General features: G+C 42.0%; 22 protein-coding genes. 15 read left to right on the top strand and 7 right to left on the bottom strand.

The window, feature by feature from the left end; all coding sequences use genetic code 11:
• Positions 1-178 precede the first annotated feature (178 nt).
• Complete coding sequence (gene bglX, locus C1A12_RS19680; RefSeq protein ID WP_101846793.1) at positions 179-2335, bottom strand: beta-glucosidase BglX; 2157 nt, start codon at positions 2333-2335, stop codon at positions 179-181.
• Positions 2336-2731: 396 nt separating this feature from the next.
• Here bglX and C1A12_RS19675 point away from each other — a divergent pair, with 396 nt between their 5' ends.
• The 5 genes from C1A12_RS19675 to C1A12_RS19655 all read left to right on the top strand — a co-directional run bounded on the left by C1A12_RS19675 (position 2732) and on the right by C1A12_RS19655 (position 7754).
• On the top strand, positions 2732-3982 hold the full coding sequence (locus C1A12_RS19675) for a sugar ABC transporter substrate-binding protein (protein WP_101846791.1): 1251 nt from the start codon (positions 2732-2734) through the stop codon (positions 3980-3982).
• A gap of 137 nt (positions 3983-4119) precedes the next feature.
• Positions 4120-5019 (top strand): carbohydrate ABC transporter permease, encoded by a 900-nt coding sequence (locus tag C1A12_RS19670; RefSeq protein WP_101846944.1) that lies wholly within the window; start codon positions 4120-4122, stop codon positions 5017-5019.
• 39 nt (positions 5020-5058) lie between these two features.
• Complete coding sequence (locus C1A12_RS19665) at positions 5059-5889, top strand: carbohydrate ABC transporter permease (protein ID WP_101846790.1); 831 nt, start codon at positions 5059-5061, stop codon at positions 5887-5889.
• A gap of 47 nt (positions 5890-5936) precedes the next feature.
• Entirely contained in the window at positions 5937-6677 is a 741-nt protein-coding gene (locus C1A12_RS19660; RefSeq protein WP_373420497.1) for an alpha/beta hydrolase, read from the top strand.
• A gap of 90 nt (positions 6678-6767) precedes the next feature.
• Positions 6768-7754, top strand: a complete 987-nt coding sequence (locus tag C1A12_RS19655) for a LacI family DNA-binding transcriptional regulator (protein ID WP_101846785.1) — start codon at positions 6768-6770, stop codon at positions 7752-7754.
• 85 nt (positions 7755-7839) lie between these two features.
• On the opposite strand, the gene C1A12_RS19650 is transcribed toward C1A12_RS19655, so the two are convergent.
• Together C1A12_RS19650 and C1A12_RS19645 are read right to left on the bottom strand one after the other, a co-directional pair.
• Entirely contained in the window at positions 7840-8268 is a 429-nt protein-coding gene (locus C1A12_RS19650) for a BrxA/BrxB family bacilliredoxin (protein WP_101846783.1), read from the bottom strand.
• A gap of 16 nt (positions 8269-8284) precedes the next feature.
• Entirely contained in the window at positions 8285-9415 is a 1131-nt protein-coding gene (locus C1A12_RS19645) for a conserved virulence factor C family protein (protein ID WP_101846782.1), read from the bottom strand.
• 162 nt (positions 9416-9577) lie between these two features.
• On the opposite strand from C1A12_RS19645, the gene C1A12_RS19640 reads away from it, so the two are divergent.
• The 3 genes from C1A12_RS19640 to C1A12_RS19630 are packed head-to-tail and all read left to right on the top strand — an operon-like array spanning position 9578 to position 11915.
• A complete protein-coding gene (locus tag C1A12_RS19640; protein WP_101846780.1) occupies positions 9578-10498 on the top strand; it encodes an ABC transporter ATP-binding protein in 921 nt (306 codons plus the stop codon).
• A complete protein-coding gene (locus C1A12_RS19635) occupies positions 10491-11447 on the top strand; it encodes an ABC transporter permease (protein ID WP_101846778.1) in 957 nt (318 codons plus the stop codon). The genes C1A12_RS19640 and C1A12_RS19635 overlap by 8 nt, the downstream gene beginning before the upstream one ends.
• A 21-nt stretch (positions 11448-11468) precedes the next feature.
• Positions 11469-11915: a DUF4064 domain-containing protein gene (locus C1A12_RS19630; protein ID WP_101846777.1), complete on the top strand. Its 447-nt coding sequence runs from the start codon at positions 11469-11471 to the stop codon at positions 11913-11915.
• A gap of 39 nt (positions 11916-11954) precedes the next feature.
• Here C1A12_RS19630 and C1A12_RS21280 read toward each other — a convergent pair whose 3' ends face one another.
• The gene (locus tag C1A12_RS21280; protein ID WP_200816627.1) at positions 11955-12131 is read right to left on the bottom strand and encodes a hypothetical protein; all 177 of its coding nucleotides are present in this window, start codon (positions 12129-12131) and stop codon (positions 11955-11957) included.
• 125 nt (positions 12132-12256) lie between these two features.
• Between C1A12_RS21280 and C1A12_RS19625 the strand changes: the two genes are divergently transcribed.
• Positions 12257-13162: a formate/nitrite transporter family protein gene (locus tag C1A12_RS19625; protein ID WP_101846775.1), complete on the top strand. Its 906-nt coding sequence runs from the start codon at positions 12257-12259 to the stop codon at positions 13160-13162.
• Positions 13163-13629: 467 nt separating this feature from the next.
• On the opposite strand, the gene C1A12_RS19620 is transcribed toward C1A12_RS19625, so the two are convergent.
• The gene (locus C1A12_RS19620; protein WP_101846773.1) at positions 13630-14100 is read right to left on the bottom strand and encodes a DinB family protein; all 471 of its coding nucleotides are present in this window, start codon (positions 14098-14100) and stop codon (positions 13630-13632) included.
• Between the two features lie 165 nt (positions 14101-14265).
• On the opposite strand from C1A12_RS19620, the gene C1A12_RS19615 reads away from it, so the two are divergent.
• Complete coding sequence (locus tag C1A12_RS19615) at positions 14266-15024, top strand: MerR family transcriptional regulator (RefSeq protein ID WP_101846771.1); 759 nt, start codon at positions 14266-14268, stop codon at positions 15022-15024.
• A gap of 193 nt (positions 15025-15217) precedes the next feature.
• Here C1A12_RS19615 and C1A12_RS19610 read toward each other — a convergent pair whose 3' ends face one another.
• Complete coding sequence (locus C1A12_RS19610) at positions 15218-16264, bottom strand: bifunctional 2-polyprenyl-6-hydroxyphenol methylase/3-demethylubiquinol 3-O-methyltransferase UbiG (protein WP_101846770.1); 1047 nt, start codon at positions 16262-16264, stop codon at positions 15218-15220.
• Between the two features lie 141 nt (positions 16265-16405).
• On the opposite strand from C1A12_RS19610, the gene C1A12_RS19605 reads away from it, so the two are divergent.
• Together C1A12_RS19605 and C1A12_RS19600 are read left to right on the top strand one after the other, a co-directional pair.
• Positions 16406-17809, top strand: coding sequence for an FAD-binding oxidoreductase (locus tag C1A12_RS19605; RefSeq protein ID WP_101846768.1), 1404 nt, complete (start codon positions 16406-16408; stop codon positions 17807-17809).
• A complete protein-coding gene (locus C1A12_RS19600; RefSeq protein WP_101846767.1) occupies positions 17802-19097 on the top strand; it encodes a (Fe-S)-binding protein in 1296 nt (431 codons plus the stop codon). The genes C1A12_RS19605 and C1A12_RS19600 overlap by 8 nt, the downstream gene beginning before the upstream one ends.
• A 219-nt stretch (positions 19098-19316) precedes the next feature.
• Here the strand turns inward: C1A12_RS19600 and C1A12_RS19595 are convergent, their stop codons facing one another.
• Positions 19317-19877: an NADPH-dependent FMN reductase gene (locus C1A12_RS19595; RefSeq protein ID WP_200816626.1), complete on the bottom strand. Its 561-nt coding sequence runs from the start codon at positions 19875-19877 to the stop codon at positions 19317-19319.
• Positions 19878-20120: 243 nt separating this feature from the next.
• On the opposite strand from C1A12_RS19595, the gene C1A12_RS21275 reads away from it, so the two are divergent.
• The 3 genes from C1A12_RS21275 (at position 20121) to C1A12_RS19585 (ending at position 22322) form a co-directional block, all read left to right on the top strand.
• Positions 20121-20276: a hypothetical protein gene (locus C1A12_RS21275; protein WP_200816625.1), complete on the top strand. Its 156-nt coding sequence runs from the start codon at positions 20121-20123 to the stop codon at positions 20274-20276.
• A gap of 183 nt (positions 20277-20459) precedes the next feature.
• Complete coding sequence (locus tag C1A12_RS19590; RefSeq protein WP_101846765.1) at positions 20460-21260, top strand: SDR family NAD(P)-dependent oxidoreductase; 801 nt, start codon at positions 20460-20462, stop codon at positions 21258-21260.
• 45 nt (positions 21261-21305) lie between these two features.
• Complete coding sequence (locus tag C1A12_RS19585; RefSeq protein WP_101846763.1) at positions 21306-22322, top strand: MoeB/ThiF family adenylyltransferase; 1017 nt, start codon at positions 21306-21308, stop codon at positions 22320-22322.
• The last annotated feature ends 236 nt before the right edge of the window (positions 22323-22558 follow it).

Genomic DNA, 22558 nt, shown 5'->3' with positions numbered 1-22558 from the left:
TAACACTCCTTTTATAGTTTAGTGAAACGTTTCGACTAGAAGTATACCTAAAGAAATTGTAAGCGTAAACATTTTTTAATAAAAAATTCTGAATATTTTAAATATGATAAAAAAGTAATGGTTCTATCAATCGAGTGAAAAAAGAACCCGTCTCTAAAAAAAGACGGGTTTAAAAACGCTAGTTTATTAATTCAAAAGAAGCATTGGCAGTTTGTTTGCTATTGGGACCCACAAAAACTTCGAATTTTCCTGCATCACTACTGTACTCTAAATTGGAATGATAGTAGCGCAGATCCTCTTCATGTAACCTAAAGGTGATATTTTTCTCTTCTCCTGGCTGCAGACAAACTTTCTCAAACCTTTTTAACTCTTTCATAGGCCGGACGACATCTCCGCACACATCCCTTACATAAAGCTGGACTACTTCTTCTCCAGTGGTATCTCCTGTGTTTTTCACAATGGTAGAAACGCTGAGGCTTTCACCAACCTTTAGTTCCTCGCTGGAAATTGTTATCCCGCTGTATTCAAAAGAAGTGTAGCTGAGTCCATATCCAAAAGGGAAAAGAGGACTGTTAGGGCTGTCTAAATACTGGGAGACAAATCGCACCTGAGCGTCTGGTGCATCTTTAGGACGGCCTGTATTGTAGTGATTATAGTAGACAGGGACTTGTCCAACAGAGTCTGGGAATGACATGGCTAATTTTCCGGATGGATTTGTTGTTCCATAAAGTAAGTCTGCGACGGCTTGACCGCCTTCTGTACCTGGATACCAGGCTTCTAGAACGGCGTTTGATTCTTCTATGATTCCATGAAGGTCAAGCGGACGCCCGTTAAACAGCACAGTGACGATTGGTTTGTTCAAATTCTTTATTTCCCGGACGAGTTTCAGCTGAGCTTCTGGGAGGCGGATGTCAGTAAGGCTGCCTGCTTCTCCACTCATGTCTGAGCTTTCTCCTAAAGCAAGAATAATAACGTCTGCCTCTGCTGCGGCTTCGACAGCTGTTTTTCTTTGATGATCCGACCCTGTATCGATTCCAGCCCCTTTGGCGATCTTCACTTCTTTTGCATAAGATTTTACTCCGTGATCCAATGTAATCGTATCTTCTTTTGAACCAAGCCACGACCAAGGCCCGAGAATGTCATGATTATCAGCAAAGGGGCCGATCAGGGCCACTTTTTGTGAAGGTTGAAGAGGAAGAGTCTGATCGTTTTTTAATAATACCGATGACTTTGCAGCCAATTCTCTCGCTGCAGTTCGGTGATCTTCGTTTAAAATAATTTCTTTTTCTAAGTGTTCATCAGCTCCGCGGTATGGATTCTCAAACAGACCAAGTTTCTGCTTGAGCTTTAAGATTCGAAGCACTGCCTCATCTAAAAGTGATTCATTTAGAGACCCTTCATCAATCAATTCCTCCACATGGTTGACGTAGCATTCTGTCATCATTTCAATATCGACTCCCGCTTCTAAAGCCTTGCGGGCGGCTTGTTTTTCATCTTCAGCAACACCGTGAGGAATTAATTCCTTTACAGCTCCCCAATCGGAAATTAAGACTCCTTCAAAACCCCATTCTTCTCTTAAGAGGTCACGCATGAGAGATTTATTTCCGGTAGAAGGAACACCGTTTAGGATGTTGAAAGCCGTCATCACCATTTCACAGCCTTCATCCAGGGCCGCTTTATATGCAGGTAAGTAATTTTCATGTAGCTGCCACTCGGACATATCTACGGTATTATAGTCACGACCGCCCTCGGCTGCTCCATATGCTGCAAAATGCTTTACACATGAGGCTACACGCTGCCTATCGTTTTCAAAATCTCCTTGAAAGCCCCGCACGAAGGCACGGGCAAACTGACTATTTAAGTAAGGGTCTTCCCCTGTTGATTCCATTACTCTGCCCCATCTTGGATCTCGTGACAGATCGACCATAGGAGCGAACGTTACGTGAATTCCTGATACAGCTGCTTCTGCGGCTGCTATTTCTGCACTTTTTTCAGCTGCTTCCAGGTCCCATGAACATCCGATAGCTAACGGAACAGGAAAGATCGTTTTATAACCGTGTACGATATCAGACATGAAGAGAAGGGGAATACCCAGCCTGTTTTCTTTTAAATGAGTTTGCTGAATCGTTTTTATTTCTTTTGCTCCAGAAGCGCCGAGAACGGAGCCTGTATTTTGTACAACCTCTTCAGTTATTCCCATTCCTTCCATCGGGCCTGTAATCTGACCTCCATCTGAAGCACCTTTTAAAAAGGGGGTAGCTAACTGAATGAGTTGTCCTACTTTTTCTTTCATCGTCATCTGCTCTAGTAAAGATATTAATTGTTGTTTTTTCATAAATAGACCCTCCGTAATATAGAGTGAAACGTTTCGAAATTGATATACAAGGAGTATAAGCGCTTTCTTTTAGTGAGTCAAACGTTATTTAAGTTAAGTACTAGACGAATTTTGAATATGAATTATAGGGGTTAAACTCCTGTATTAAGGTTTTTACAGAAGATTAATGAAAGGAAGATCTAACTATTAAGCAGCAATAAAACAGAAAAATGTTAAAAAATTTAGAAAAAAGTATTGAAAGCGTATACACAATTCATTACAATCAAATTATCGAAACGTTTCAATTGATAGTAAGAAATCAATTTTTGAAAGGAGTGAAGGGTCTCCATCTCTACGGTGTAAAAGACGATGACGGTTTATTTTTATTAAAAATACATGAAAAAGGGGTAAGGTTCAATGAAGAAATCAAAGATCATTGCATTAGCTTCAGTTATGTCGATGTCTGTGTTCCTTGGTGCATGCGGCGGAAGTGATGATAATTCAAGTGAAGATGAAGATACCATTTCTGTATGGGCGATGGGTGAAGAAGGGAAGCAGTTAAAAGAACTTGCTGAAAAATTTGAAGAAGAAAATGAGGATGGAATTAAAGTAGAGGTTCAGGCAATTCCGTGGGACAGCGCGCATGACAAGCTGTTAACAGCTGTAGCTTCGCAGGATGGTCCCGATGTTTTTCAATTAGGGACAACGTGGGTGCCTGAGTTTGCTGAAGCTGGGGCGATGCTTGATTTATCGGAATACACGGACGACTACCCTGAATTTGCACCTGATAATTACTTTGAAGGGGCAAGGTCAACGATGGAATATGACGGCCAGCAAGTAGGAGTACCCTGGTATGTTGAGAGCCGTGTGCTTTACTATCGTGAGGATTTACTAGAAGATGTGGGCTATGATGAAGCGCCGGCTACATGGGATGAATTAAAAGATGCTTCAAGCCAGCTTGCCGACCGGAGTGAAGATGATTATGGGTTGGATATTGACCAAAATGACCAAATTACTCCATTTATTTTTGCCTGGCAGAATGGATATGAAGTAAGTGAAGAAGAAGCGGAGAATGGTGAATTTAATTTTGATGGTGAAGAATTTGTAGGAGCGATGGAGTATTATCACAGCTTCTTTGATGAAGGGATCAGTCAGACGTCAGAAGGCCAGGATATTACTAAAGCTTTTGAAAATGGCACCAAACCAATGTTCTTTAGCGGTCCCTGGATGATTAACATATTAAATGATCAGGCGCCGGATATTGAAGGACAGTGGTCGACTGCCGTTATGCCTGAACAAGAGACAGGCATGTCCAGTATAGGCGGAGCAAATTTATCAATATTCCACAATACCGACAAAGTAGATGAGTCCCTTGAGTTCTTATCATTTATTAACGATACGGAGACTCAACTGGAATGGCTGGAAATGTCTAATACACTGCCATCCCGTACAGAAGCATGGGAAGACCCTGTACTCGATGAGGACCCGATGTATGCTACATTTGGACGTCAGCTTGAAAATGCACAACCTGGTCCTCAAATTGAAGAATGGGATCAGATCACCCAGGAGCTTCTGGACAGTATTGAAAGAATTAATGTCGGTGGGGCTGAGGTAGAAGAAGAGATGTCCAGCTTTAATGAAAAAGCAGAGGAGTTATTAGCAGAGTAAGAGTTGGATTGTACAGGCTATTCACAAACTCAGCAGGGGTGAATATGGAGGAGATAGGTGATGGGTATGGATCGTATTCATGGATCTTTCCTCTGTATTCACTTCTTTTTTTGTCAGATTTTGTAAGGTGGGATATTATGAAAAAATTATTGAACCAGGCCTATAAAGATCGGCATCCTTATTTATTTATAGCGCCTGCTGTCATTCTATTAACGGTGTTCAGTATCATCCCCATCATCATTGCCTTTGTGATCAGCTTCACTGATTTGGATTTAAAAGGGCTGGCGGACTGGTCGAACATTAATTTTATCGGAATTGAGAATTATAAAGAGCTTGCAAGTGATGATACATTCATAACCTCATTGCTTAACACTGCGTTTTACGTAGTAATCGGAGTCCCGTTAGTTATTATATCTTCCTTATCTATCGCTTTACTTCTGAACTATGGAAGCAATATGTTGTTTACGGTATTCCGCTCAGTGTATTATATGCCTTCAATCACCAACATTATCGCTGTAGCTGTAATTTGGGGGTACCTCTATAATACGGAGTACGGGTTGTTTAACTATTTGCTGTCTATCATTAATGTGGAGAATATTCCATGGCTTGAAGACAGAACTATCGCAAAAATCTCCTTAATTATTTTAGCAGTTTGGAAAGGGATCGGGATTAATATGATTATCTTTCTTGCTGCCCTGCAAGGCATTCCGAGGTCGTACTACGAAGCTGCAGAAATGGATGGAGCGAATCGCATTCAAATGCTGTTTAACGTCACTCTTCCACTTTTGAGATACGCCACCTTTTTCGTGACAGTTACGACATTGATTGGCTGGATGCAGTTCTTCGAGGAACCTTTTGTTATGACGGATGGCGGACCGCTGGATGGGACCATTTCGATTGCGTTATTTATTTACAAAGAAGGCTTCCAATACAGTCAATTTGGTTATGCAGCCGCAGGATCTTTTGTTCTGTTTATCTTAATTATTATTATGACCCTGTTCCAATTTAAGATGAGAAAATCGGATACAGAGTATTAGTGAAGTAGAAACTTATAGAAGTAACGGAGTTGATATCGTATGGCAGCTGTTACAAAAAAGAGCAAGATTGAAAGAGCAATTGTAACCACCCTTTTAGTGATAGGCGGAATTATCGTCTCGATCCCTTTTATATGGATGATTTCCAGTTCATTTAAACCAGAAAGTGAAGTTTTAAATATTCCTCCTACCATTTTTCCGGAAACGTTCACCCTTGAAAACTATGTGAATTTGTTTGAGAGTTTAAATTTTGCTGTTTATTTAAAGAACACTTTAATTATCGTTGTTTGTTCGTTTGTAGGGTTGTTGTTTAATGCGATGGCAGGCTACGGATTTGCTAAGTTTGATTTTAGAGGAAGAGAGAAAGTCTTTTACTTTGTACTGGCTACCATGATGATCCCGGGCCAGGTCACCATGATTCCGGTCTATTTATTACTCAATGAAATGGGACTTACCAATACGATGGCTGGTATTGTACTGCCGGGATTGGCGGTTGCCTTCAGCATCTTTTTATTCCGTCAGTTCATGACGACAATTCCGACCGATTTAATTGAAGCAGCAAGGCTGGATGGAGCGGGGGAATTCTATATTTTCTTCCGGTTGATTATGCCGGTAGCGAAGCCGATTTTTGCCGTTCAGGGAATACTAACCTTTATTGCAGCCTGGAACAGCTTCTTATGGCCGCTTATTATCGCCAACGATGAAGGCCTCTACACGCTGTCGGTAGGCTTGTCTCTGCTGCAGGGTCAATACGCCAATAACTTTGCATTACAAATGGCCGGTGCTGCCTTTATGGTTGTTCCTATTATTATTATCTTTTCATTTTTTCAAAAGTTCATTGTCGAAGGGTTCACCATGTCAGGGATAAAATAGTTTTCCTTTTAGCTGTTCGTGAAAACAGAGAATAGAGAGGAGCAGATATTATCGCTTTATTAGATTGCCAGTTCCATTCCTATACACTGGATTTAGATGTATCCATGAAAGCGATCTTACCGGAACACAGGTTAAATAGTCATAAAGAATTACCTGTGCTCTATTTGCTCCATGGTTTATCGGATAATGAGAGTAAATGGATGCGTTATACTTCCATTGAAAGGTATGTGGAAGATCGAGAACTTGCAGTTATAATGCCGTCAGCCGACCGGAGCTTTTATACAAACATGGAGCACGGTCCTTCTTACTTCACATATATAGCGGAAGAAGTTCCTGAAATGGCCGGTGAATTTTTCCGGCTGTCCAGGAGTAGGGAGCACACTTATATTGCTGGACTTTCCATGGGAGGGTATGGTGCCGTTAAAACGGCTCTGACCTTTCCATGGCAATTTGCTGCTGCAGCCAGCTTATCCGGCTCAGTGGATATTGAAGACCGCAGAAGTTCTTTCCCGAGTGATTTCAATCACATTTTTGGTAACAGACCGATTAAAGGGAGCGGGGATGACCTTTACCATTTAGCCGGTCAGTTGTCAGAAGGGGAAAAAGCAAATTTGAGGTTGTATTTAGCATGCGGAACCGAGGATCATAATTATCAAGCAAACACTCATTTTTATTCTTATGCTTCCCAAGCAGGATTGAATATAACCTTTGAAAGCGGGGAAGGCGGCCATGCCTGGGGCTATTGGGATCAACAGATTCAAAGAGTGTTAGAGTTTTTTGGAATCTAAATGTAAGTCATTGGAATTCTTTTGGTGCAAACGGTACCCTGTAACTAGAAGGACTTATATTCTTATTCGAACAGACGGGAGATTTTGAGGATGGCAACAATAAAAGATGTAGCAAAGCGGGCTGGTGTCGCTGTATCCACAGCTTCCTATGCGTTGAATGGAATACAAAAGGTCAGTCCTGCTACAGTAGAAAAAGTGCAAAAGGCAGCTAGAGAACTAAATTACCAGAAGAATGGATTCGCTTCTGACTTGAAAAGAACGAGAACCAATACCATTGCATTAATTTTAAGTGATTTATCCGGACCTTATTATTCTGAGTTGATTAAAGGAGTCCAGGAGGTCACCTCTGCGAACGGCTATGATTTAATTGCCTGCAGTTCAATTGGCGGGGAGCTTTCCACCGCTACGAAGTTCTTGAAGGAAAAGCGTGTAGATGGAGCCATTATTCTAGCTCATAACATAAGTGACTCTCTTATCAAATCTTCAGCGCGAAAGGATTTTCCCATCGTCGTGCTTGATCGCGAAATTGATAGTGATTCGGTGCTCGAAGTACAGGTAGACAACGTGCATGGCGGTTATTTGGCGACTGAATATTTAATAGAAAAAGGACACCGGAACATAGCCTATGTAAGCGGCCCTTATAATTCACACGATAATGAGAAGCGGTTTGAAGGGTATAAAGCAGCAATGATGGACCATGAAGTAAGTTATCAATCCCGTTTGAAAATCTCAGGTGATTTCACCCGCGAAAGCGGCTACCGGGCTACGAAGATGTTAATCGCTCAGCAAAACCTACCTGATGCCGTTTTTTACGCGAACGACGAAATGGCTATTGGAGGTCTGCAGGCTTTTTCAGAACGTAAAATTAAGGTACCTGACGATATCTCAGTTCTTGGATTTGATGATATTCAATTGTCGGAATACGTCGCACCGCCTCTTACGACGATCCGGCAGCCGAAATATGAGGCGGGAGCTTTAGCCGTCCATCTTATCTTCCAGCTGTTAGCAGGAGAGAAAGCAGAACGGCATTACAGCTTATCTACAGAACTCATTGAACGAAAATCAGTTAAGGGATAAGATCTTATATTTCCTCATTAAACTTAACATCCATCATAAAGAAGCCCGCTCTCTTTGCTATATGAGAGCGGGCTTTTATTAGCAGTTAACAGTATTGCTCGTAAGCATTGGTTAAGTTTTCTACAATATCTTCTACGTCATGATCTTCGATTTCCTCGCGAGGGATGAAATGAACAACTTGGCCTTTTTTTAGCAGAGCCATTGAAGGAGAGGAAGGTTCATAGCCTTCAAAATAGTCTCTCATTCGGCTGGTCGCTTCCCGATCCTGACCGGCAAATACGGTAACCAGATGATCAGGCTTCTTGTCTGCAGTAAGAGATTCACGTGCAGATGGGCGGGCAAGGCCTGCGGCGCAACCGCAGACAGAGTTCACAACCACCAGGGCTGTCCCTTCTGTTGTACCCATGAACTCATCTACTTCTTCCGGGGTGGTGAGTTCAGAAAAACCAGCGTTGGTCAGTTCATCGCGCATCGGTTGGGATATTTCCTTCATATATGCTTCATATGGATTCATTTATAATACCTCCTGATTATTTTTGTTTAGCTGCTTGTGTCATTTGGTGCCATACAGACCCTTTGGCTTCTTCACCGCCTTCTATACGTTCTATTGCCATGTTGATTTGCAAGCGTACTTCAAATTCAGGATCTTCCCTGGCTTCTTTTAAAGCAGGTAATGCTGATTCGTCACCAAGCTCGTATAAGAACATGGCTGCTCTCCAGCGCACTAAGCGGTTAGAATCTTTTAATGTTTCGATCACCTGGGGCATCGCTTCTTTAAAGCCCAGGTCAGACAAACAGTCGCCAGCCGTACGACGGACGGTAACCGTTTTATCATGAAGGGCCTTATACAGGTATGGCAGAACGGCACGATCCTCAATCATTCCTAAATAAGCTGCTGCTAATCGGCGTATGGAAGCTTTTTCGTCATTTAATGCCTTATCCAAAACAGGTAAATCGTCTGCTGTCGGGTCCATTCGATCAAGGGCAGCGTAACGTACCTTCCAGTCCGGATCATCCAGTACTTCTAAAGAAACCTTTGACGCAGCGAATTCTGAAGGCTCTGACGTATCTTGATCAAACGCTTGTTTAACGAGCTCTTCCAATCGTTTTTCATCGTAACTGGCCGCTAGTTCCTCTTTTACCTGATCTCCAATTTCTTCAGTTGCTCCGTAGCGAGGACTTTGTTCTACCCATTTGCGCTCCATGATCATGTTAGGTGAAGCGGGAGCTGCTTTCATGGCAGACTCCATAAAACGGTCCGGAAGCCCGACACGCTGTTCTTCGTCATTCTCCTCTAATTTAACCTGCATCGGGATGCCTCTAAACATTTGCACGTACACTTTCACTTCACCAAAAGCTTCTGCAGGTTCTTTGCTTTTTGAAGGTTGGGCTGCTAGTTCCTCAGAGCCGAAGACAGCGCGGACTTCCGGGAGTATTTCCTCCCATGGGGTTTTGGCACTGCGTTCTAAGGCAATGAAGTCGGCAACACGGTAAAGGCCTTTCACTCCCTCAATCTTAAAAAGCTCCTCTACATATTCGGGAGCCTCTGTAAGCGGTTCTCCTTGTTTATAATTGTGACTTTCCCCAAAAGGGAGTTCTTCGTTTACGTTAATTTTCATTGAGTGAGGACTCGGGGTCGGTTCAATTGAAACGATCTTCATTCATAGTTCCTCCCTTTTCCTTTTCTTGAATTTTATCAAATAAAAGGGAATGAATCCATTATGAGTGATAGGGGAAGTAAAAATAGGAATTAGGTGAAACGCTTTCTGATTTAAATCGTAGATATTAATGGAGTTGTTTAAAAAGGAGGGTTCCATCATAATATGGCTGAAACAATTATGGAACTAAAAGGTTTAAAGAAATCAATAAAAAACAAACCGATTATAAAAGGGCTGGATTTCACAATTCGAAGCGGGGAAGTGTTTGGATTTCTCGGCCCAAATGGCGCAGGAAAAACGACAACAATTCGTATGATGGTTGGTTTAATGCGTATGACTGAAGGAGACGTAATAATTAAAGGCCACAGTATTAAATCAAACTACAAAGAAGCGATTAAACATGTCGGGGCAATCGTAGAAAACCCGGAGATGTACCCCTTTATGAGTGGAAGGAAGAACCTTGTTCATTATTCCAGAATGATGCCGGGCATTACAAAAGAACGTATTGATGATGTCGTGAGGCTGGTTGGACTAGAAAAGAGACAGAAAGATAAAGTATCTAAATATTCGCTAGGAATGAGGCAGCGCCTTGGAATTGCTCAAGCTCTGCTGCACAATCCATCTGTACTGATCCTGGATGAACCGACTAACGGGCTTGATCCTTCAGGTATACGGGAAATCCGTGCGTACATAAGAAAGCTGGCTGCTGAAGAGGACGTAGCGGTCATTGTTTCGAGTCATATTTTATCTGAGATGGAACTCATGTGTGATCGGATCGGCATTATTAAAAACGGTGAATTGATTTCAATTCAATCGGTACATGATGCTATTGAAGAGACAGATGAGAAAGAAATTTTGATTGAGGCAGAGCCTCTCCGTGAGGCGGAAGCGATTATTAAGAAGAAAACAGAAGGCATTGTAACGGTTCGGGGCGAGGAAGTTATGTTCACAGCAACCAGGGAAGAACTTCCTGATATTATTAATCACCTGGTCGCAGGAAACATTAACATTTACGGAGTGACCATCACTCGCTCCACTCTTGAAGATAAATTCCTGGATTTGATTGGAGATGGAGCTATTGAATAATTTTATCCGGCTCATTAAGAATGAACAAATGAAAATGTATTCCCAAGTCTCTACCTGGGTAATGCTGATTGTGATCGCTTTGTTTGTAATTGGGATGGGGGTTTTCTTTAAAGTAGAAGGTATACTTTCCGAGGATTCTGCTCAATCCGGGGAGAATTGGGAAGAGCAGCTTCAAGCCGAAAATGAGCAGATGCAATCAGAAATTGAGGAAGAGCCGGGGTTTGCTTCGATGAACGAAGATACGATCGCCATGAACCAATACCGTCTTGAAAATGATATTCCACCGGATAGTTACGATGTATGGGATTTTGTGCAGGAAAATCGGGGTAATATATCCATTATCAGCTTAATAACGATTATTGTAGCAGCAAGTATTATTGCAAACGAGTACAGATGGGGTACAATTAAGTTATTACTGATCCGGCCTATTTCCCGCACAACAATTTTAGCTTCAAAGTATGCGTCGGTTCTGGTTTATGCTATTACCATGCTATTATTTCTTTATGTGCTTTCTTTCTTAACAGGATCTGTTTTGTTTGGTGTGGCAAGCCCCGGGGAACCCTATTTATTTATGAAGGAAGGCGAGGTCACTGAAGCTCCGATATTTACACATACGGCCTCTCAGTATTTGTTAAGTTCTGTTAATTTGTTAATGATGGCCACATTTGCGTTTATGATTTCGACTGTATTTAGAAATAGTGCATTAGCCATTGGTGTAGCTATTTTTCTCATGATGTCCGGGAATACGATTGTAAGCTTCTTTGCCGATAAGGAATGGGCGAAGTATATTTTGTTTGCGAATACCGATTTAAATCAGTTCTTTACGGGTTCACCCGTCATTTCTGATTTAACCCTGGGATTTTCGGTAACCGTCTTACTTGCTTACTTACTCATTTTTCTTGGGCTGGCATGGGGATTCTTTACAAAAAGAGATGTGACAAATGTTTGATTAAAAAAGGGAGTGATTGATATGAAACGAACGATAGAGATAGTTTTTACAGTGATTGGTGCCGTGTTTTTCGGGCTGGCTGCAGCTATTGGCGCATTCTTTGTCAACATGGGGGATAACCCTCAAGCAAGGGCTGAGATTGAAAGTATATTAAGCCAGGATCCAGATGTTGATACGGACCAGATTTCTGTTGATCAGATTATGGATGGAATGGCTGCAGGTGCATGGACAGTGCTGATTGCAGCAATTCTTGCTATCGTGCTTGGCATACTATGTATCGTCTTTCTTAAAGGAAATAAAAAGCCAAAAGCAGCAGGGATTATTTTAATTATTACTGCTGTTCTAATGACGTTTGGTACGTTTGGTGTAGGGTTGTTTGGAGGGATTGCCTACTTAATTGGAGGTATCGTTGCCCTTGTACGAAAGCCAAAACATCTCGCCAATGACGGTCCCGCAGAGACCCAATAAAGAAAAAAGCGTGAGCTCCTCCAAAGAGCTCACGCTTTTTTAATCTAGAATACGGTTCATATCGTCTGTATCGGCAGGCTGACGATTTGCCACACTAGAGTGCTGGGGCATAAACCCATCTCCGTTACATATTTTGCAGGTATACTGCCATTCTTCATCATCCATCAATAATCCGCGTCCATCACACGCCAAACATACTTGATCTCGGCTTCCCATAAATTCCCTCCTAGATGCAGTTTACTAAGTAATTTAGCCTGATTCAGGCGAAATATGCGTAATCATTTGGAATTAGATTATTACCTCATCGGAAAGGGAATAAATAGATGACGGGAGGGAAAAAGATGAGTGAGAAAGAACAAGAACAACAGCAAGAACGGCAAGAGGACGGACAAGCAGATCAAAATTCTTCGAAAATTGATCGTCCAGGACGTCAGTTCTATATTCCTTCCCAAATTGTAGATGAGTTTGGAGAAAAGGGAAGAGATCATTTAAGGCAGCCATTTGGGAGCCAATTTTTACTGGCTTTAACGGCTGGTTCTTTTATGACGTTTGGTGCAATTTTTTCTATCCTGCTGGCAGAAGGTGTGGAAACACAGGGCATATTTTATTTACTTTCAGGCCTTGGCTTTGCTGCTGGTTATGCCATGGTGTTTATATCAGGAGCCGTGTTATTTACGGAAATTAACGTCCTGCTCCCTTCATACCTGTTTAATAAAGCCAATCTAATGAAAGTCAACATTTATAAGTTCTGGGCTTCAACTTATATTGGGAATATCATCGGCGCTTTCATGGTGGCGTTTCTTATAGAGGTGTCAGGCTCTCTGAATGCTGAATTCTATACGGAACTTTCATCTTATTTAGATAAGAAAATGAAGTTTATGAACGCCGGGTATAAGGGATGGTTTGAAATTGTCGTTTCGGGTGTTTTGGCAAACTGGCTTATAGGTATGGCGGCATTTCTTACGACAGCAGCCAGAGATATAACAGGGAAAATTTTAGGAACCACCTTGCCCGTTATTTTATTTGTTGCAGGTAACTTCCAGCACAGTGCAGCCAACATGGGATACTTCAGTATGGGCGTCCTCGCTTCAGATAAATATACGTGGTATGAATATATCTTTCTCAACTTGATTCCAGCAAGTATCGGAAATTTGATTGGAGGAGCAATACTCGTATCCTTGTTATTCTCCTATGCGTATAAAGAAGATATTCCTACTTCACTAGGGAAAAAGAAGAAAAAAAGCTGAAACAGGCCGCCTTTGTGCGGTGTCAAGCTTGTGGAGAACCCCATGGTGGTTTTCCACAAGCTTTTCTTCTTGCCTCAAGGGTCCTTGCTCTCTGGAAGTTCCTTGAGAGAAAGACACTTTCCCCTCGTTCAAGCGTCATTTTGAAATTCTGTAGTCACAGCTGTCAGTAATGCTTGCGATATAGCTGTTAATCGTCATCTTGAATAATATAAGGTGGCCTGTTGAGGGGTAATTATCTCCGTATAATTAGGGATAATGCCGGATTCTAATAATTAAAGCGAGAGAAATTAAACAGAGCTGTCGAGACTTTCTCGCCAGCTTGAGACCATTTTTATGTGTCCATTTTTAATTTGCAGATCACTGATTTTTTGAAAAAATTACATATCACTCTTAGATAGGTTTCGTGTGATTTCGACTGATTAAAGAAGGTGTTAATGCCGTTATCGTCTATTTTCTTTTACCTTCAGTTACTCAAATAACATGATTTCAGGATCAAGCTTTGAATTATGAACAAGCATAGAATGAAGCTGGCCTCGATGGTGATACATGTGAGCTACGATTTCAAGAAGCCATTCGAAACGCGTATATGTAACATCCCACCAAGAAGTGATCTCCGTAAACAGGTGTTCTTCTGTATAATGCTCGTATTGAAATTTAAGCTGCGCAAAATGGTCAAACAGTGTATTTGAGATGTCCTCTTTGGAATGAAATGAAACAGAGCGGTAAAACTGCCGCATTTCTTCTTCAGTCGCTCCTTCAGCGATTCGGCCATCTGCAGCAGGTATCATAGCTAAGTGCTGAAGCAACTCACCGACTGAATATTTCCCGGCAGTGGGGCGGAATAGCAAGTCTTCTTCTTTTAATTGACCAATAATTTCTGAAAGTGATGCAATAACAATTTCTAATTGATGGAAGGCGCTTTGGCAATACATATTCATGATTATGACCTCATTTAAAAGTTAGTGTTACAAAAGTATTCTTCATAACATTAATAATCCCTCTGTATGTTATGAAATCTCTTAAAAATCGACAATATTCCCCGGGAAATAATATTGACCCTCACGTTACGTCATAGATTAAGATAGATAGTGAGGTGATCACCTGTGTATAAAATAAAGGAAGCAGCTGATTTAGCTGGGGTTAGTGTGCGCACGCTTCATCACTACGATCAAATCGGACTACTTGCTCCTAAAAAAGGAGCAAATGGATATCGTTATTATGGTGATGACGATTTTGTTCGTCTCCAGCAGATTCTTTTCTTTAAAGAACTTGATTTTCCGCTCAATCAAATTAAAGAAATCCTGGATGATCCTGCATTTAATGAAAAACTTGCACTTAAGCAGCACAAAGCTGTTTTGTTAGAAAAGAGAAAGAGGCTTGATAAGATAATTCAATCTATCGAGGAGTCACTTCACACTTATGAAGGAGGAAGAACGATGTCTCATAAAGATCGGTTTGAACCATTCGATATGAAGAAAATTGAAGAGCATCAACAGAAATATGCGAAGGAAGCTGAACAAAGGTGGGGAAATACAGATGCTTATAAGCAATCAGCTAAAAAGACAGCTTCTTATACAGAGAAAGACTGGAGGAAGATTCACGAAGAAAGTGAGAATATTGATGGTCATTTAATACAGCTAATGGGCCGCGGACCGGGAGACGAAGAGGTTCAAAAGTGGATTAATGCTAAGCGGCAGCACATTACGGACCATTTCTACGATTGCAACCTTGAGATATTCCGAGGGTTAGCCGATATGTATGTAAATGATCCCAGGTTTACAGCAAACATTGATAAAAAGAAAAAAGGCTATGCTCAATTTTTATATAAAGCGATGCATATTTACTGTGATAAACGCTCATAAGCTCGCTGGTTGATCAGCTTCAGGATGTAGAGAATTTCTCTACATCCTGATGTTTGGTTTCTTCTGTTATTATAAGAAGGTTGGTATCTCGATACTGCCCCTTTGGAGGAGAGAAAAACTTCTTGAGTCCTGTTTGTTTTCTCAAAGCTTCTTCCCCAAAATTCTATTAACTTTCCAGGCGATTGTTTCTTTTTTATCGTGGCTGACAGACAAGTCCATTATGAACTTTAATATATCCATGCCTTAAAATATCAAAACCATTTTCGTACATATACAGTCCCATCTGTTCTACTGTCATAAGTTCGCGGTACGTATGGTTCATTATATCTGCCATAATGCGATAATAAACTCTTGATCGAACCTGGTTCCGGGGAGTTGTAAGTATCGCATAACCACCAGGCTTTAAAAATCGTCTGTGCCAATCGGCCACCTCATGTTTATATTCATCAGGGAAATGTTCCAATAATCCTACAGATAATACGATATCAAACTTACGTCCGTAGTTAAGATTTCGTATATCATCCACTACATAATCAATCGTAAAGTCATCTTTATAATAAACTTTGGATTGTCCGGTCCGCGGATTGTCACCTAAAAAAGGATAGCTCTCTGGAAATTCAGCGAACCTTGTCGACCTGCAGTATTCGTCATAATCGACCATAGTGATTTCGGCCCCAGGATACATCGCTCCAAGCTGCATGGCCTCATACCCTTCGGCGGCTCCAAGGAAAAGAATTTTTGGTTTTTGAAGGTCAAGCCCTTCGAACAGCGCTCTTTTTCCGCGAGGGTCCCAAATCCCATCTTGAATTCTGTGAACATAATTCCAAAGCTGAAGTTGAACGATACCTCCCAGTGCTTGTCTTACTTCTTTAGGATTGAAGGATCGTAAACTTTTATAAAAATCTTTCTTTGCTTCTTGTGCTTCTTGGGGAATATCCTTTACGAACCACTCGTGGAAAGCTTTATTAAAATATGTCCAGGAGGTGTGAGGATCCATAGCTTTCTTGTGTTCGTTTTCCCACGCTGTTTTGTCTTTTGATTCTGCTTTAACTTCAAAGGGCTTCCCAATGTCCTTCCAGCTTAATTGAGACCAGTCATTAACAGTGTTAAGGGCAACGAACTTATTATATTCTTTATCCGAATAACTTCTCAGATCTACCCGGTAGGATGGGAGTTTCTCTGTCTTTCCGATATGCTTTCTGGAATATGGGTGAGGACGAATTGTTTTTTCCGTTAACATAACCTTCACCGCCTGTCATTTTCTTCTAGTATATACCTTCATGGTAACGCTTACAATGAGAGACTTTTTCTCACTGGCAGGAAATGATCTAATAAAAACAGAAGTAATTTGGTATAAACTTATTTGAAAGAAGGGCTAAAGATGAACAGCTGGTTGGACAGGATTATGCAGGACCTTCCCGAAAAGCAGATTTTAACCCAATTAGCCGATCGGTACAGTTACAGCTTCGATGCTTCTTTTGGTGAGTATCTGCCCGAAGTTGTTGTGCAAGTGAAAAATAAATATGAAGCAGCCACGCTCCTGAAGATTGCAAACGATTATAAAGTTCCGGTATATCCAAGAGGCGCAGGTACTTGTTTAAGTGGAGGCCCGCTCCCTGTGCATGGAGGAATTGTTTTAGATATGTCCCAATGGCCACAAAAAATAGAAATGCAGGCAGGGGATTTAATTGTAACCGTTTCTCCGAGTGTACACACAGCAGATATTAATAAAGAAGCTGAAGGCTATGGTTTAATGTATGCGCCTGATCCGAGCAGTGCCCATGTCTCAACGATTGGCGGCAATCTAGCAGAGAATTCCGGAGGACCCCGAGGATTGAAATACGGAGTAACCAAGGATTCTGTCATTGGTTTAGAAGTAGTAACGCCTGAAGGGGAAATTATAAGGACGGGCGGACGTACTATTAAAAATGTAACCGGTTTTGACTTAACGAAATTGATCGTAGGTTGTGAAGGGACACTTGGAGTGATTACCGAAGCTACATTGAAACTTGTGCCAAAGCCGCCTGCTTACCAAACAATTATGGTCTCTTTTGCTGAAGTAAGAACGGCAGGACAGGCGATTTCAACAACACTGAGCTCAGGAATACTACCCGCAAAGATGGAGTTCATGGATCAGGCATGTATCCGGGCGGTTGAGGATTTTCACCCGGCAGGACTCCCCATGGATGCCGGCGCTGTTGTTATTATTGAGCTGGATGGCCAGCCTGAAGCGATAAAAGCAGAAACTGAACTTCTTAACGTGATTATGGAACAAGCTGGGGCAGATCGGATTACGATACCAGAGACGAAAGAGGAGGCAGAACGGGTGTGGCATGCAAGGAAGCAAGTTTCTCCGGCCATTGCCAAAATCAAACCGACAAAAGTATCAGAAGATGCCACTGTGCCACGAAGTAAAATTCCCGATATGCTGGAACGGTTAAACGATATAAGAAAAAAATATCATGTAGAAGTGGTCGTTTTCGGACACGCCGGGGATGGAAATCTTCATCCAAATGTATTGTGTGATAAGAGAGACCAGGAAGAAATGGCAAGGGTGGAATCAGCCGTAGAAGAATTATTCCAGGCTGCAATTGATCTAGGTGGCACGCTTTCAGGGGAACATGGGATAGGAACAATGAAAGCACCATTTATGGAAAACGAACTTGGGGCAGCCGGGCTGGATTTAATGAAAAGAATTAAGGAGAGCTGGGATCCTAATAACATTCTTAACCCGGGGAAGATCTTCCCTGAGCAAGGACAAAAGTTGGTGCTGCGCGATGAATAATCTACAGGAAATCCAGGAGAAGGTAAACTACGATAAAATCTTTGATTGTGTGCAATGCGGTTATTGCCTCCCGGTTTGTCCTACCTACGAAACTATGGAAGTAGAAACACATTCGCCGAGGGGACGGATCAACCTTGTGAAAATGGTTGCAGAAGGCAAAGCCGCGATAGAAGATCTTAAGGACCCAATCGAAAAATGCTTAGGCTGCATGGCTTGTACAACAGTTTGTCCGACTGAGGTACAGTATGGAATGATTTTTGAAGGAGCAAAGCAAGTTATTGAAGAACATCATGTAAAGTCAGCAGCCCAGAAAAAAGTTGAAGAGTTTGTTTTTGACTCTCTTTTCCCTTCTGCCAAGTGGATGGGGACGTTAGGAAACGCCACATGGCTCTATCAAAAATCCGGCCTGCAAAAGCTGGTTCAAACCACTCATTTAACTGCATTAACCTTGCATTTAAGTCGTTTTGAGCGCGTTCTTCCTGATTTGCCCAGTCCTTTTGAGCGAGCATTTCGAAAACGCAGGGTATTACCGGATTACAAATTAAGAAAGACAGTAGCGTTCTTTACGGGCTGTGTCATGGACGGTGTGTTCTTTAAGACTAATAAGAATACAGTAGAGCTATTGCGGCTTGCAGGAGCGGAAGTCCTTATGCCTAAGGAACAGACATGTTGTGGAGCTCTTCACTCTCATTCTGGAAAAGGTGAGTCGGCTAAAGAACTGGCAATGCGTAATATTGAAGCCTTTGATATTGAAGATGTGGATTATATTGTGAATAATGCTGGAGGCTGCGGCGCTAAAATGAAGGAATACCCCCAGTTATTTGAACAAGGTACGGTGTGGCATGAACGTGCAAGAGAATTTGCCGATAAAGTAAGAGATATTTCTGAAGTCCTCGTAGAACTGGACGGTCTCACATTTACTAACTCAATTCGACGAATCATTTCGTATCAGCCTTCATGCCATATGACGAATGTTCAAAGAGTATGCGAGGAGCCAAGAATCCTGCTTAATTCGATCCCTGGTATTCAAATAAAAGAGCTGGAACGGCCCGACTTCTGCTGTGGTTCAGCTGGCATTTATAATCTCGTAAACTACGATGAATCAATGGAAATCCTCGATTTAAAAATGTTCGACGTAAAGGATCGCAGGCCGGATGCAGTAGTAACGACAAATCCAGGCTGCTTATTACAAATGAAGCTTGGCATCGAGCGACATGGATTGCAAGACCAAATCGAAGCCTTACACTTGGTGGATTTATTAATAGAAGCTGGGCCGCTTCCTAAATAACTTTATGAAAAGGAGTTGGGGAAAAACGAATAAAGCATAATAATAATCCGAACGATTATTGAAATCAGTTCGGATTATTAAGTGCCAAAAGAGGGGGTCTTCGATTCACACTTTTCCTACAGAAGTCTACGCATTTTGACTACGCTAATGATCTGCGTTTATACGGTTCAATTTTTTGGGTTCATTTTTTGCAGCAGCTGACGAGAGACCTGACAGGTGCTAGGAATGAACTTTCTCTTTCTGGGCTTCCACGAAAGGAATAAATTGATCAACTACGTTATCAATGAAATCAATGGTTTGTGGATCAGTCAGCTTTCCGTTTTCATCGATTTTATTTTGTACAGAACCAATCAAGATTTCGTTTCCAGGTAGTACATTAGCTCCCATACCAGGTGAATTTAAAATCTGGCGGAGCTGCATTTGCGCACGAACGGTACCTAGAGCCCCCATCGTCGCTCCGGCAATAAATGTTGCTTTGTTTGCCATCTCACGATCACCGCGTGACAGCCAGTCGAGCGCATTCTTAAGTACACCAGGAATCGAGTGATTAAATTCGGGTGTAACAATAAGAAAAGCATCAGCTTCCGCAACTTCTGATTTAAACCGTTGTACAGAAGCCGGGGCTTCTTCCTCGATATCCTGATCATAATGAGCTAGATCACGAATCGTTACCACCTGGATATCAAAATGGTCACGATATCTATCTTTCATAAACTGAGTTAACTTCATATTGTAAGAGTCCTTGCGTATGCTTCCCACAAGAGCCGCAACCTTAATCATACAAAACCTCCTTCTAAGTATCTGGTAATACCCATTATAAACACCGCCAAATCAAGATTCTACTCATCTGCTTGGCAAACAAATGATTGTAGTAAAATAATCACCGAATTTTGTCATAAAAATTGTAAAAAAAACTATTGCGCTACCCCCCCTATACAGAGTAAAATTTCCTTAAATTCCTTAGTTTTAGATCAAAAAACAGCGGGAATTGCCTTATATACTACAAAAAGGGAGGTTTTGACAATGACAATGCTTTATTCCAAGGCTCGCGAGCTATTCGACCAGGATTACAAGAATAGTGAGGAAGCTAAGGAATCTCATCAGGCGGCTTCCACTAAAGTGAAGCGTACAAGAAGCGGTAAACTTCTAATGCCTTTCCGTAAAAACAAACGGAAATAAACTTTAAGAAGTGGTGACAGTAGCTATGCGAAACTTTAACAAACAAATAACGATGAACGTCCCTATGGCCGTTCCGTGGATCAACGTCTGAAGATTAACAATCTGAGACGTTGATTTTTTTATGGAAAAACGTTTGAATCGTGCCTGGATGTGCTATCTTACTCATAAAAAGGAGGTCATACGATGAACGTATTTTCAAACGAAGCCTTAGCAGAGCAGCACGTGTTAATTACAGGGGCGACGGGGGGTATTGGATATGAAGCAGCTGTCGAAGCAGTAAAGGCCGGCGCCCGTGTTACTGTTACCGGCAGAAATAAAGAGAAGCTCAAAGGGTTGAAACAAGAATGTGAACAGGTTCGTTCCTCAGGGGAAGTATTTGTCTGTCCAGCTGACCTTAATCAGGCGGAAGATCGAAGGAGGCTGGTAGAGGAGTCTCAGCAGACATTTGGAACGATTTCAGGATTGGTCAACTCGGCAGGCGTGATCGGAGGGAATGCATTAGAATACTTAACTGAAGATGAGCTGCGCTCTGTAATGGAGCTGAATTATTTCTCCACTGTTTTACTTACTCAGGAAGTCTATGCACATATGAAGACGTTAAATCACGGTGCAATCGTTAACCTTTCATCACTTTCCGGTTTGAGAGGCACGCACGGCAACACAGCGTACAGTGGATCTAAGTTTGCCATTACAGGGTTTACTCAGTCCTTTGCTTTAGAAGCTGTTGAACACAACATCCGTGTAAATGCCGTCTGTCCGGGTTATGTAGACACAGAAATGGGGCAGCAGGCGATTAAAAGCAAAGGGGAGCGTGAAGGGAGAAGCTTTGAAGACCAGCTGGAAAAAGCAAAAGCAGGCATCCCGTCCGGACAGTTAAGCACTCCTTTGGAAGTAGCGCGTACGATTATATTCTTATTATCCGATGCTTCTTCCAACATCATTGGTGAGTCTCTGAAAATATCCGGAGGAAGCGTAATGAGGTAGCTTCGTGATAATATTAAAAGTATCAAGCATTAATGGAGGTCCAGAATGACATTAGATCGTTATTCCCGCCAGCAGCTTTTTCGCCCGATTGGAGAACAGGGGCAGGAAAAGCTGAAGAAGAAGCATGTATTGCTGATTGGCTGCGGCGCCCTTGGGACGAGCAGTGCAGAACAGCTTGTCCGTGGAGGGGTTGGTAAAGTTACAATCGTTGATCGCGATTACGTGGAATGGAGTAATCTTCAAAGGCAGCAGCTTTTTACGGAGGAAGATGCCGGTCGTCGAATGCCGAAAGCGAAAGCAGCAGAAAAAAAATTAAAAAAAATTAATTCGGAAATCGATATACAAGGGCACATCATGGACGTACAGCGCGAGGAATTAGAAACATTAATTGAAGGAGTGGACGTCGTTCTTGACGGGACCGATAATTTTGATACAAGAATGCTGGTTAACGATGTATGCCAAAAGCACAGCGTTCCCTGGATTTATGGTGGGTGTGTCGGCAGTCATGGGATGAGTTACACGATCATTCCGCAAGAAACTCCTTGTCTTCAGTGCTTACTGCAATCCGTTCCTATTGGAGGTGCTACTTGTGAGACGGCTGGTGTCATCAGCCCGGCTGTTCAGATGGTTACCGCCCATCAAGTGACAGAAGCTTTGAAAATTTTAGTGGAAGACACACAAGCATTGACAGGCAGATTCATAACGTTCGATTTATGGAACCATCATTATACGAAGATGAAAGTAGACAGGGCGAAGCGGGAGGATTGTACGTCGTGCGGTAAACATCCTTCGTATCCTTACCTCTTACCGGAGCACCAGACGAAGACAGCCGTATTATGCGGCAGGGATACAGTGCAAATCCGGCCTCCTTACAAAATAGACAGAGATTTAAACGAAGTCCGGGCTGTCTTAACAGACGGTCATATTGAACAGAACCCATTCTTGCTGTCGTATCACAAAGAAGATCGTCGGATGGTGTTTTTTAAAGATGGCCGCGTCCTCATTCATGGCACAAAAGACGTGACAGAAGCACGGAATTGGTACCACCAGATTCTAGGATAGACGGCAATCGTGTTTTAGAAATAGTTTAGAAGGGAAACAATATCTTTAACAAACCATTTCGGGTAGGAGGTTGCAGCGATGGGAAGGTTACTTAAACGTGCCATTAAATATGGTCCTATGATCTATCCGATTATCAGGAAATTTATGAGAAGTCGTAAGGCCAAACGATATTAATGAAGCGTGCCTCAAAGCAGGCACGTTTTTTTATCTCATGATAAAATGGAATAATCAGGGGA

Source organism: Halobacillus sp. Marseille-P3879 (assembly GCF_900240285.1).
GTDB lineage: Bacteria > Bacillota > Bacilli > Bacillales > Halobacillaceae > Halobacillus_A.
This window is presented reverse-complemented; position numbering and strand designations above follow the sequence as displayed.